Annotated in this window: 9 protein-coding genes; 2 read left to right on the plus strand and 7 right to left on the minus strand. The window is 66.8% G+C overall.

Annotated features, from left to right (window positions below; all coding sequences use genetic code 11):
• Positions 1 to 614: 614 nt before the first annotated feature.
• Together pssA and ilvC are read right to left on the minus strand one after the other, a co-directional pair.
• Complete coding sequence (gene pssA, locus DFP85_RS13250; protein WP_133636818.1) at positions 615 to 1,451, minus strand: CDP-diacylglycerol--serine O-phosphatidyltransferase; 837 nt, start codon at positions 1,449 to 1,451, stop codon at positions 615 to 617.
• Between the two features lie 144 nt (positions 1,452 to 1,595).
• Positions 1,596 to 2,612 (minus strand): ketol-acid reductoisomerase, encoded by a 1,017-nt coding sequence (ilvC, locus tag DFP85_RS13255; protein WP_106232115.1) that lies wholly within the window; start codon positions 2,610 to 2,612, stop codon positions 1,596 to 1,598.
• A gap of 177 nt (positions 2,613 to 2,789) precedes the next feature.
• Between ilvC and ilvY the strand changes: the two genes are divergently transcribed.
• A complete protein-coding gene (ilvY, locus tag DFP85_RS13260; protein ID WP_133636820.1) occupies positions 2,790 to 3,677 on the plus strand; it encodes an HTH-type transcriptional activator IlvY in 888 nt (295 codons plus the stop codon).
• 77 nt (positions 3,678 to 3,754) lie between these two features.
• Here ilvY and ilvN read toward each other — a convergent pair whose 3' ends face one another.
• The 5 genes from ilvN to rluD all read right to left on the minus strand — a co-directional run bounded on the left by ilvN (position 3,755) and on the right by rluD (position 11,103).
• On the minus strand, positions 3,755 to 4,246 hold the full coding sequence (gene ilvN / locus DFP85_RS13265) for an acetolactate synthase small subunit (RefSeq protein WP_040183026.1): 492 nt from the start codon (positions 4,244 to 4,246) through the stop codon (positions 3,755 to 3,757).
• Entirely contained in the window at positions 4,246 to 5,970 is a 1,725-nt protein-coding gene (locus DFP85_RS13270) for an acetolactate synthase 3 large subunit (protein ID WP_133636822.1), read from the minus strand. Before DFP85_RS13270 ends, ilvN begins: the two co-directional genes overlap by 1 nt.
• A gap of 541 nt (positions 5,971 to 6,511) precedes the next feature.
• A complete protein-coding gene (gene clpB, locus DFP85_RS13275) occupies positions 6,512 to 9,094 on the minus strand; it encodes an ATP-dependent chaperone ClpB (protein ID WP_133636824.1) in 2,583 nt (860 codons plus the stop codon).
• Positions 9,095 to 9,377: 283 nt separating this feature from the next.
• Positions 9,378 to 10,133, minus strand: coding sequence for a peptidoglycan editing factor PgeF (gene pgeF / locus DFP85_RS13285; protein WP_133636828.1), 756 nt, complete (start codon positions 10,131 to 10,133; stop codon positions 9,378 to 9,380).
• A 10-nt stretch (positions 10,134 to 10,143) separates the two neighbouring features.
• Positions 10,144 to 11,103 carry a 23S rRNA pseudouridine(1911/1915/1917) synthase RluD gene (gene rluD, locus DFP85_RS13290; RefSeq protein ID WP_133636830.1) on the minus strand — a complete coding sequence of 320 codons (960 nt, stop codon included), beginning with the start codon at positions 11,101 to 11,103 and terminating at the stop codon, positions 10,144 to 10,146.
• A gap of 125 nt (positions 11,104 to 11,228) precedes the next feature.
• Here rluD and DFP85_RS13295 point away from each other — a divergent pair, with 125 nt between their 5' ends.
• Positions 11,229 to 12,044, plus strand: a complete 816-nt coding sequence (locus DFP85_RS13295) for an outer membrane protein assembly factor BamD (protein WP_133636832.1) — start codon at positions 11,229 to 11,231, stop codon at positions 12,042 to 12,044.
• The last annotated feature ends 30 nt before the right edge of the window (positions 12,045 to 12,074 follow it).

Consider the following 12,074-nt stretch of genomic DNA (forward strand, 5'->3'; position numbering starts at 1 on the left):
CTTTGACGAGTCGCTTGCCTTGAATGTTTCAGTGACTGGTCACCGACATCCCGACAAGCGCCCACATGAATTACCTGATCGATTGTTAAAGAGCGTCTCGCTATTGCCGTCGTGCCCGGCTTCTGATGAAGCGGCGGTCTCGCCGGCGCCCTGCGAGGAAGGCGTATTCTACGTGATCGGCTGTCGTTGTCAACCCTGCGAGACGTTCCGAAGAAGCGAAGCGGGTGACCGAAATCTCATTTCGCTAGAGCGAAGTGAGTGCCGATCGAGTGGCGATACATTCTACCGAATGCGGCGAGTTCGTCAACCGGGAATTTCTGAAACCGCTTCGAAAAACCCAATAGGAAACAAGCACTTCTACCACTTCCCACCGCCTGCAACGTGTGCCCGTCGCCGGCAGCGGATGCGTACTTTACGGATTTCCCCGGGACCGCGCAAGGCCCTCGCGAAGAAAAATGTCACGGCGATGACGCCCCCGTGAATCGGTGATGACGATCGGGCGGCTGGCAGGCCGTCCACAGCCCCGTCATGACGACCGCCTGTGGATGACATGGCCGTGAGCAGAGACGACGACGCCCGCGCGGGGCGGGCGTCGTGGGGAATGGAAATCGGGTTCAGTGCGTGGACGGCGAGTGCTTCAGCTTGCGCATCATCGCCATCACCGGGCCGGAGACCACGTAGGCACCGAACAGCAGCAGCAACATCACCGAGGGCTCGATGGAGATGACCACGAAGCCCAGCACGATGGCCAGCAGAAAGACGAAGGGCACCGGCCCCTTGAGGTCCACGTCCTTGAAGCTGTAGTAGCGGATATTGCTGACCATCAGAATCCCCGCGGTGCCCACCACGAAGAGCATCAGCAGCTTGAAGCCGAAGGCATCGGCATCAAAGCTGTGAAAGGTCCAGACACTGGCCGCGACCAGGGCCGCCGCCGAGGGGCTCGGCAGGCCGATGAACCACTTCTTGTCGACGCTGCCGATCTGCACGTTGAAGCGCGCCAGCCGCAGCGCGGCGCAGGCCACGTAAAGGAAGGCCACCACCCAGCCGGTCTTGCCGATGTCCTGCAAGATCCAGATGAAGGCCACCAGGCCCGGCGCGACACCGAAGGAGAGCATGTCGGAGAGGCTGTCGTACTCCGCGCCGAAGTCGCTCTGGGTGTTGGTCAGGCGAGCCACCCGACCATCAAGGCCATCCAGCACCATGGCGATGAAGATGGCGATGGAGGCCGTGGTGAAGTCCCCGTTCACGGCGGCCACCATGGCGAAGAAACCGGAGAAGAGGGCGGAAGTGGTGAACAGGTTGGGCAGCAGATAGACGCCCTTGCGCCTCACCTTCCTGCCACCCTCCTCGGCCTCCTCGATGACCTCCGATTCGCGCATGAAGGTGCTGGCCAGATCCTCGTCGCCAGGCCGGTCCGGTTCTTGCTCGCTGTGGTGCGAATCCCGATTCATCTGTCTCTTCCATCGGCTTGGGTGTCGCCCCATTCTACACACAGAGCGCCCGACGACTCACGACGGCGGGCGCGCCGGGTGACTCCAGACGCAGCGAGGGCGCGGAAACCCGCGCCCTCGCATCAGCCGGAACGGATCGTGAGATCAGTTCTTGGACTTGTCGACCAGCTGGTTGGCGGCGATCCACGGCATCATGCCGCGCAGCTTCTCGCCGACCTGCTCGATCGGGTGCTCGGCATTCAGGCGACGACGCGCGGTCATCGAAGGGTAGTTGCTGTTGCCCTCGTTGATGAACATCTTGGCGTACTCGCCGGTCTGGATGCGCTTGAGCGCATTGCGCATGGCGGCACGGGACTGCTCGTTGATCACCTCGGTGCCGGTCACGTACTCGCCATACTCCGCGTTGTTGGAGATGGAGTAGTTCATGTTGGCGATGCCGCCCTCGTACATCAGGTCGACGATCAGCTTGAGCTCGTGAAGGCACTCGAAGTAGGCCATCTCCGGCTCGTAACCCGCCTCGGTCAGGGTCTCGAAGCCGGCCTTGACCAGCTCCACGGCGCCGCCGCACAGCACGGCCTGCTCGCCGAAGAGGTCGGTCTCGGTCTCGTCCTTGAAGGTGGTCTCGATGATGCCGCTGCGGCCGCCGCCGATGGCCGCCGCATAGGAGAGCGAGAGCTCCTTGGCATTGCCGGAGGCATCCTGATGGATGGCGATCAGGTCCGGGATGCCGCCGCCGCGCACGAACTCGGAGCGCACGGTGTGGCCCGGGGCCTTGGGCGCGATCATCACCACGTCCAGGTCCTTGCGCGGCTCGATCTGGTTGTAGTGGATGTTGAAGCCGTGGGCGAAGGCCAGGGTGGCGCCCTGCGCCAAGTTCGGTGCGACCTGGGTCTCGTAGATCGCCTTCTGGTTCTCGTCCGGCGCCAGGATCATCACCACGTCGGCGTTCTTGCTGGCTTCCTCGACGGAGGCGACCTTGAGGCCGGCGGCCTCGGCCTTGGCCGCGGAGGAAGAGCCCTCACGCAGGGCGACCGTGACGTCGACACCGGACTCCTTGAGGTTGTTGGCGTGGGCATGGCCCTGTGAACCGTAGCCCACGATGGCCACCTTCTTGCCCTGGATGAGGGAGAGGTCGCAGTCCTTGTCGTAGTAGACGCGCATAGGGGGTACTCCTGAACGTGATAGCGTGGAATCGAGGTCAGCGTTGATGGCCACCCGCGCCGTCTGTCGCGGCGCTGGGATTCGTTGCAGCCGATGGGGTCACCTTACGCCAGCTCTCGCGTTGCGTAAAACGCGATATTTGCAATGTCACATGCCGAAATATGCAATACTAGCGACATGGACATGCGCCCCCTCAAGCACTTCCTCGCCCTGGCCGAGACCTTGCACTTCGGCCGCGCCAGCGAGGCCTGCCACGTCAGCTCCTCGACGCTCTCGCGCACCATCCGCCAGCTCGAGGAGAGCCTGGGCGTGCGCCTCTTCGAGCGTGACAACCGCCATGTGGTGCTGACCCGCCAGGGTCGCACCTTCCAGGGCTATGCCCGGGACACCATGGAGGAGTGGGAACGGCTGCGCCAGTCGCTGATGAGCGAGGCGCGCACCCTCACCGGCGAGATCAGCATCTACTGCTCGGTGACCGCCAGCTACAGCTTCCTCTACGAGCTGCTCAGCGAGTTCCGCACCCGGCATCCCGGCATCGAGCTCAAGCTGCACACCGGGGACCCGGCCCAGTCCCTGCCGCGGGTGCTGGCCGGCAACGAGGACATGGCGATCACCCCGCGGCCACGCCAGGCCCCCGATGCCCTGGCCTTCAAGTCGCTGACCCGCTCGCCGCTGGTGTTCATCGCGCCCCACGAGGCTCACGACTGGATCCCCCCCACGCCGGAGTCGCCCTCCGCCGAGCAGTGGCGCGAGGTGCCGATGATCCTCTCCGAGGCCGGCCTGTCGCGCCAGTTCAGCGACACCTGGTTCCGCGCCCTGGGCGTGGCGCCACGGATCTATGCCCAGGTCGCGGGCCACGAGGCCATCGTCAGCATGGTGGGGCTGGGGTTCGGCGTCGGCGTGGTGCCGCGGATCGTGCTCGACACCAGCCCCCTGGCGGAGCGGGTCAGGGTCCTGCCGGTCAAGCCGGAGCTGCCCCACTACGATGTCGGGCTCTGCGTGCTCGAGCGCCGCCTGAAGAGCCCACTGATCGCCGCCCTCTGGGACGAGGTCGCGGAGCGCTGAATCAGAGCCCTCACGCACGAAGGCCGCCCCAAGGGGCGGCCTTTGCGGTACGGCAGTTGGCTCTCTTGCAGGAACCGCTACAGGGACAGCACCTTGTCGCCGCGGGCAATCCCCGACACCCCGGTGCGCGCCACCTCGAGGATGCCCACCGGCGCCATGGCCTGCAGGAAGGCATCCAGCTTGCCGGCGTCGCCGGTGATCTGCACCGTGTAGAGGCTCGGCGTCACGTCGACGATCTGCGCGCGGAAGATGTCCACGGTGCGCTTCACCTCGTCGCGGGCTGCGCCCAGTGCCTTGACCTTGACCAGCATCAGCTCGCGCTCGATGTGGTTGCCCTCGGTCAGGTCCACCAGCTTGACCACGTCGATCAGCTTGTTGAGGTGCTTGGTGATCTGCTCGATCACCCGGTCGTCCCCCACGGTGGTCACGGTCAACCGCGACAGGCTCGGGTCCTCGGTGGGGGCCACGTTCAACGTCTCGATGTTGAAGTTGCGCTGGGAGAACAGCCCCACCACGCGTGACAGGGCGCCCGGTTCGTTTTCCATCAGAATCGAGATGATATGGCGCATCAGGTCCGCTCCGTCTTGGAAAGCAGCATGTCACGCATGGAGCCCAGGGGCACCTGCATCGGATAGACGTGCTCGTGCGGGTCGACGAGAACGTCGAGGAACACCAGCTCGTGCGTGTCGGCAAAGGCGCGTTCCAGTGCCGGCTCGAGATCCGCCAGTGTCTCCACCCGCAGCGCGGTGAAGCCATATGCTTCGATCAACTGCTGGAAGTCGGGCAGCGATTCCATGTAGGAGTGCGCATGGCGGGACTTGTAGTTGAGGTCCTGCCACTGGCGCACCATGCCCAGCGAGGCATTGTTGAGGTTGACGATCTTCACCCCGCCACCGAACTGCTTACAGGTCGAGAGCTCCTGCATCATCATCTGGAAGCTGCCCTCGCCGGTGACGCAGATCACCTGCTCCTCGGGGAAGTTGTGCTTGATGCCCATGGCCGCCGGGAAGCCGAAGCCCATGGTGCCGAGCCCCCCGGAGGTGATGAAGCGGTTGGGCTTGTCGAACTTGTAGTACTGGGCCGCGAACATCTGGTGCTGGCCCACGTCGGTGGTCACGTAGGCCTCACCGCGGGTCACCCGGCACAGCGCCTCGATCACCTCCTGGGGCTTGATCGGCTCGCCGGGCTTCGAGGGCTCATAGAGCTTTTCGCGGCGCTCCTCGCGCCAGCCGTCGATCTGCTTCCACCAGTCGGCCAGGGCCTCGGGATTGGCGATCTCCTTGCCCTGCACCATGCTGATCATCTCGTTGATCACGCTGCCGGCGGGACCGACGATGGGCACGTCGGCCCGCACCGTCTTGGAGACCGAGCTCGGGTCGATGTCCACATGGATGATCTTGGCGGTGGGACAGAACTTCGAGGTGTTGTTGGTGACACGGTCGTCGAAGCGTGCGCCGATGGCGATGATCAGGTCGGCATGGTGCATGGCCATGTTCGACTCGTAGGAGCCGTGCATGCCCAGCCAGCCCAGGCACTGGCGGTCGCTCTGCGGGTAGGAGCCGATGCCCATCAGGGTGGTGGTGATGGGATAGCCCAGCCGCTGGACCAGGTCGGTCAGCCCCTCGCTGGCGTTGCCGGTGACCACGCCCCCGCCGGTGTAGAAGACCGGGCGCCGGGCCTTGAGCATCAGCTCCACGGCCTTCTTGATCTGGCCGGTGTGGCCGCGGGTGACCGGGTTGTACGAGCGCATCTTCACCTTCTTCGGGTAGACGTACTCGTAGCGCTCGGTAGGCGCGGTCATGTCCTTGGGAATGTCCACCACCACCGGGCCGGGCCGACCGGTCGCGGCCAGGTAGTAGGCCTTCTTGAGGACTTCCGGAATCTCGGTCGGGTGGCGGATCGAGAAGCTGTGCTTCACGATCGGCCGGGTCACGCCGATGATGTCGGTCTCCTGGAAGGCATCATCACCGATCAGGTGGCTCATCACCTGGCCGCACAGCACCACCATGGGGATCGAGTCCATGTAGGCGGTGGCGATGCCGGTGACGGCGTTGGTCGCGCCGGGGCCGGAGGTGACCAGCACCGTGCCCGGCTTGCCGGAGGCCCGGGCATAGCCGTCGGCGGCGTGGGTGGCCGCCTGTTCGTGGCGCACCAGGATGTGCTTGACCTTGTCCTGGCGGAACAGCGCATCGTAGATGTGCAGCGCTGCCCCCCCGGGATACCCATAGATGTATTCGACGCCCTCGTCCTGGAGGAAGCGGGCAATCATGTCTGCGCCGGAAAGCAGTTCCACAGATGTATCTCCCCTGGAGGTCTCGAGTGCGATCCGCGCCCACCGTGTGGACACGAAGTCGAGTGCGACGGTATGCCGCTGCCGGCCGTGCCGGCACCTGATGCCAAACCCTGGCAGTAAGGGCCCTGTTGGGGCCTGCACTCTCATCACGGCGGATTGCCGCGTCGGGGCGTTGGCCGACCCGGGCGGTTGGCCCGGATTCGGAAGTCCTTCGGCGGGTAGAGGCGCTCGGCCCACCCTTCGCGCGGGAATGGGGGGTTGCCCGCTGGAGTCCGCGCCCGTATCAGGAAGGGTCAAGATTCCATTAGCACTGTGGAAGTGTCAACCGCGGAAACAGCGTGGGTAGCCCATGATGGGCCATCCGGCAAGGGGGTCGTGTCACCCGGGCCACCACAAAAGAGCCCGTCCACTCGCGGGGAGGGACGGGCAAGGGGGTTACAGGACGCAACCTGAATCTCAGTGTAGACCGTCGCCGCCCGGTCGCCCGGGCGGCAAGGTAACGCTTTGTGGCGCAGTGTGACGCGGCTTTACGGCATGTGCCTCAGCTCTGGAACACCAGCTGGTCGCCTTCCGCCTCCACATGGATGACGTCGCCCGGCGAGAACTTCCCGGCCAGCAGGTCCTGGGCCAGCGGGTTCTCGATGCGCGCCTGGATCGCCCGCTTGAGCGGCCGTGCCCCGAACACCGGGTCGAAGCCCGCCTCGGCCAGCAGGCCCAGCGCCGCCTCGCTGACCTCGAGGGAGAGGTCGTGCTCGGCGAGCCGCGCGCGCAGGCGGTCGAGCTGGATCTCGGCGATGGCCTGGATCTGCGCCTGGCCGAGGGCGTGGAACACCACCACCTCGTCGATGCGGTTGATCAGCTCGGGGCGGAAGTGGTCGCCGACCACCGCCATCACCATCTCCTTCATCTGGGCGTAGTCGCTGTCGTCGCCGCCCATGCGCTGGATGATGTCCGAGCCCATGTTGGAGGTCATCACGATCACCGTGTTGCGGAAGTCCACGGTGCGCCCCTGGCCGTCGGTGAGGCGGCCATCCTCCAGCACCTGCAGCAGGATGTTGAAGACGTCGGCATGGGCCTTCTCCACCTCGTCGAGCAGCAGCACCGAATAGGGCTTGCGGCGCACCGCCTCGGTCAGGTAGCCGCCCTCCTCGTAGCCGACATAGCCGGGAGGCGCGCCGATCAGCCGCGCCACGGAGTGCTTCTCCATGAACTCGGACATGTCGATGCGCACCATCGCCTCCTCGGTGTCGAAGAGGAAGCTGGCCAGCGACTTGCAGAGCTCCGTCTTGCCCACCCCGGTGGGGCCGAGGAACAGGAAGGAGCCGTTGGGCCGGTTGGGGTCGGCGAGGCCCGCACGGGAGCGGCGCACGGCATTGGCCACGGCGGTCACCGCCTCATCCTGGCCGATCACCCGCTCGTGCAGCGCCTCCTCCATGCGCAGCAGCTTGTCGCGCTCGCCCTCGAGCATCTTGGCCACCGGGATGCCGGTCCAGCGCGAGACCACCTCGGCGATCTCCTCCTCGGTGACGTTGGAGCGCAGCAGCTGGTGCTTGGAGGTATCGGCCTCACCCTCCCCGGCCTCGGCGATCTTCTTCTCCAGGTCGGGAATTATTCCATACTTGAGCTCCGACATGCGGCCATAGTCATTTTGTCGGCGCGCCTGCTCCAGGTCGATGCGGGCCTTGTCGAGCTCGTCTCTGAATTTGGCCGCGCCCTGGATACTGGCCTTCTCGGCCTTCCAGATCTCGTCGAGATCGGCGTACTCGCGCTCGAGCTCCTCGATCTGCTCCTCGAGGCTCTCGAGACGCTTCTTCGAGGCCTCGTCGGTCTCCTTCTTGAGGTGCTCGCGCTCCATCTTCAGCTGGATCAGTCGGCGGTCGAGGCGGTCCATCTCCTCGGGCTTGGAGTCGAGCTCCATGCGGATGCGCGACGACGCCTCGTCGATCAGGTCGATCGCCTTGTCGGGCAGCTGGCGGTCGGTGATGTAGCGGGTCGAGAGCTTGGCCGCGGCGATGATCGCGCCGTCGGTGATGTCGACGCCGTGGTGCACCTCGTAGCGCTCCTTGAGGCCGCGCAGGATGGCCACGGTGTCCTCCTCGGAGGGCTCGTCCACCAGCACCTTCTGGAAGCGGCGCTCCAGAGCGGCATCCTTCTCGATGTACTTGCGGTACTCGTCGAGGGTGGTGGCGCCCACGCAGTGCAGTTCGCCGCGGGCCAAGGCCGGCTTCAACATGTTGCCGGCATCCATGGAGCCCTCGGCCTTGCCGGCGCCGACCATGGTGTGCAGCTCGTCGATGAACAGGATCACCCGGCCCTCCTCCTGGGCCAGCTCCTTGAGCACCGACTTGAGGCGCTCCTCGAACTCGCCGCGGAACTTGGCCCCGGCCAGCAGCGCGCCCATGTCCAGCGACAGCACGCGCTTGTCCTTGAGCCCTTCCGGCACCTCGCCGTCGACGATTCGCTGGGCCAGTCCCTCGACGATGGCGGTCTTGCCCACGCCGGGCTCACCGATCAGCACCGGGTTGTTCTTGGTGCGACGCTGCAGTACCTGGATGGTGCGGCGGATCTCGTCATCGCGGCCGATCACCGGGTCGATCTTGCCGCTGGCGGCCCGCTCGTTGAGGTCCAGGGTGTACTTCTCCAGCGCCTCGCGCTGGTCCTCGGCGTTGGGGTCGTCGACCTTCTCGCCGCCGCGCACGCTGTCGACGGCCGTCTCCAGCGACTTGCGGGTCACCCCGGCCTGGGTCAGCAGCTTGGTCACCGCATGGCCCATCTCCAGCGCGGCCAGCAGCACCAGCTCGCTGGCGATGTACTGGTCACCGCGCTTCTGGGCCTCGCGGTCGGTGAGGTTGAACAGCTTGATCAGGTCGCGGGAGGGCTGCACCTCGCCATCGAAGTTGGCGACCTTGGGCAGGTCGTCGAGGTGGCCCACCAGGCCATCGCGCAGCCGGGCGGCATCGCCGCCGGCCTTCTGGATCAGCGCCTTGACGCCGGTATCGGTAGCCTCCAGCAACGCCAGCAGCAGGTGGCCAGGTTCCAGCTGGTTGTGGCCACGCCCCACGGCCAGGGACTGGGCATCGGCCACGGCGTTCTGCAGCTTGGCGGTGAACTTGTCGAATCGCATTCGCTTTCCTCCATCGGGGTGACGGCGCGGTCGGACGCACCGTTTGGCCCTCTCAATGTGTCTTGACGGTATCAATGGAGACAGCGTGGCCGGCTTTCAAGTCGGCGGCCAGGGGAAGCGCGTGGCAAGTTGACGCGGGTCAAGCGGCCAAGCGGCCAAGCGGCCAAGCGGCCAAGCGGCCAAGCGGCCAAGCGGCCAAGCGGCCAAGCCAGGATAGCTCGAAAGCGCAGAGAGCAAGCCGAGGGGGTTCTTGGCGCTTGCAGCTCGGCGCTCGGCGCTGCTTTCAGCGCAACCAGATCACGCTGGCCATGCGGCCGGTGAGGCCGTCGTCGCGGCGGTAGGAGTAGAAGCGGGGCTCGCAGGCGGTGCAGAAGTGGCCGCCGCTGATATGCGAAACGCCCAGGCGCTCGAGGCGCAGGCGGGCCAGCTTGTAAAGGTCGCCCATGTAGTGGCCGAGCCGGTAGGGGCTGGGATCGAAGGCCGCCTCGGCCTCCGGGTGCACGCCGACGAAGGCCTGCTGCACCTCGGGGCCGACCTCGAACTGGGCGTTGGAGATCGCCGGGCCCAGCCAGGCCATCAGCTCCTCCGGCGGCAGGCCCATCGCCCCCACGGTGGCCTCGATCACGCCGCCGGCCAACCCGCGCCAGCCGGCATGGGCCACCGCCACCCGCTCGCCGCGGCGGTCGCAGAGGAACACCGGCAGACAGTCGGCGGTGAGCACCACGCAGGCGTAGTCGCGATTCGTGGCCACGGCGGCGTCCGCCTGGGGCCGGGCGTCGGAGTAGGCCTGCTGCACCCGGGCGCCGTGCACCTGGTCGAGCCACAGCAACGGGCGGCCGTCGCCGACCTCCTTCTCCAGCTGGCGTCGGCACAGCGCCACGTGATCCGGGTTGTCGCCCAGGTTCTCGGCGGGATTGAAGGCGGCGAAGGGGCCCTGGCTGGGCCCGGTCTCGCGGGTGGTGACGAAGGCGCCCACGCTCTCCGGCGCCGGCCAGTCGGGCAGGATCGGGGTCGGGCGCAGGTCGAAGGTATCGCTCATCACGGGGTCCTTAGCGCATGGTCTCGCGGTCTTCGCGCAGGTAGTCGAGCAGCATCAGCAGGTCATCCGGCAGCGGCGCGCGGAAGGCCATCCGCTCGCCGCTGGCCGGGTGCACGAAGGCCAGCTTGCGGGCATGCAGCGCTTGGCGGGGGAACTCGCGCAGGATCTCCTTGAGGGTCTCGCCGGCACCGGCCGGCAGCTTGAGGCGTCCGCCGTAGACCGGGTCGCCAATCAGCGGATAGCGCGCATGGGCCATGTGCACCCGGATCTGGTGGGTGCGGCCCGTCTCGAGCTTGCAGCGCACGTGGGTATGGGCGCGGAAGCGCTCCACCACCCGGTAGTGGGTCACCGCCGGCTTGCCCGAGGCATTCACCGCCTGGCGCTTGCGGTCGCGAGGATGGCGGCCGATGGGGGCGTCCACGGTGCCGCCGGCGGTCATCACCCCGACCACCACGGCATCGTACTCCCGCGAGACGGTGCGCGCCTGGAGCTGCTCGACCAGGGCGGTCTGGGCGGCCAGCGTCCTGGCCACCACCATCAGCCCGCTGGTGTCCTTGTCCAGGCGGTGCACGATGCCCGCCCGGGGAATGGAGGCCAGCGCCGGGTCATGGTGCAGCAGGGCATTGAGCAGCGTGCCATCGGGGTTGCCGGCGGCGGGATGCACCACCAGGCCCGGCGGCTTGTCGATCACCAGCACCTCGTCGTCCTCGTACACCACCGTCAGGGGGATGTCCTCGGGCTCGAAGCGGGTGTCGTCCTCGATCTCGGCGGCCAGCGCCAGGGCCTCGCCGCCGTAGACCTTGTCCTTGGGCTTGGCCACCCGGCCATCCAGGGTCAGGGCCCCGCTCTTGATCCAGGCCTTGAGCCGCTCGCGGGAAAGGTCGGCGAAGAGTTCGGCGGCGGCCTGGTCGAGGCGCAGGCCCGCCATGCGTTCGGGAACGCGATGCTGGGCTTCGAGGGTCTGGGACATGGGTCGGGACAGGGCTCTTTGCGCACCGGGAGCGATGACTGCGTTTCGCCGCAAGGTGCTTTATAGTGGGCGGATATCGGCCGATTCTACCACGGCCGTCCGGGTTGTTAGACACGAGGATCACGATGCGCGTTATCACCTCCCCCGCCCGCCTGGCGTCCCTGCTGCTGGCCGGCGTCCTGCTGGCCGGCTGCGCCAGCACCGATTCCCAGGAAGACGAGCTCGACGGCGTGGCCGAACGCCAGCTCTACGAGGAGGGTCGCGAGGCCCTGGAGGATGGCCGCTACACCACCGCCATCAACCGGCTCGAGGCCATCGATACCCGCTTCCCCTTCGGCGAGCATGCCGAGCAGGCACAGCTGGAGCTGATCTACGCCTACTACGAGACCGATGACTGGGAAGGCGCCCGCGCCGCCGCCAGCCGCTTCATCCGACTGCACCCGGACCACCCCCAGGTGGACTACGCCTACTACATGCGTGGCCTGGCCGCCTGGCAGGCGGGGCGCTTCAGCCTCGAGCGGCTGCGCCTGATCGACATCGCCAAGCGCGACCTGGGCGCCACCCGCGATGCCTACGCCGACTTCCGCGAGCTGATCCAGCGCTACCCGGACAGCCAGTACGCCCCGGACGCCCGGCAGCGCATCGTCTACCTGCGCAACGTGCTGGCCCGCCACGAGCTGCACGTGGCCGACTTCTACCTGCGCAAGGGGGCCTACCTGGCCGCCGTGGAGCGCGGCCGCTGGGTGATCGAGAACTACCCGCAGTCCGCGGCCACCCATGACGCCCTGGCGGTGATGGTGGAGGGCTACCTGGGCCTCGAGATGCGCGACCGCGCCCGCGAGTCCCTGCAGGTGCTGATCGACAACGCCCCGAACCACGAGCGCCTGCGCGGCCGCACCTTCCGCCCGGAGCACGTCAAGGCCGACGCCCTCTCGGCCTGACACCGCCGAGCGCCGAGGAGGATGAGACTG

The sequence above is a fragment of the Halomonas ventosae genome (genome assembly GCF_004363555.1).
GTDB lineage: Bacteria > Pseudomonadota > Gammaproteobacteria > Pseudomonadales > Halomonadaceae > Halomonas > Halomonas ventosae.

Bases quoted from the DNA above. Each gene is read 5' to 3' on its own strand.
- clpB (WP_133636824.1), bottom strand. From the start codon at position 9,094: ATGCGATTCGACAAGTTCACCGCCAAGCTGCAGAACGCCGTGGCCGAT.
- ilvN (WP_040183026.1), bottom strand. From the start codon at position 4,246: ATGCGCCATATCATCTCGATTCTGATGGAAAACGAACCGGGCGCCCTG.
- ilvC (WP_106232115.1), bottom strand. From the start codon at position 2,612: ATGCGCGTCTACTACGACAAGGACTGCGACCTCTCCCTCATCCAGGGC.
- DFP85_RS13295 (WP_133636832.1), top strand. From the start codon at position 11,229: ATGCGCGTTATCACCTCCCCCGCCCGCCTGGCGTCCCTGCTGCTGGCC.
- ilvY (WP_133636820.1), top strand. From the start codon at position 2,790: ATGGACATGCGCCCCCTCAAGCACTTCCTCGCCCTGGCCGAGACCTTG.
- pgeF (WP_133636828.1), bottom strand. From the start codon at position 10,133: ATGAGCGATACCTTCGACCTGCGCCCGACCCCGATCCTGCCCGACTGG.
- pssA (WP_133636818.1), bottom strand. From the start codon at position 1,451: ATGAATCGGGATTCGCACCACAGCGAGCAAGAACCGGACCGGCCTGGC.
- rluD (WP_133636830.1), bottom strand. From the start codon at position 11,103: ATGTCCCAGACCCTCGAAGCCCAGCATCGCGTTCCCGAACGCATGGCG.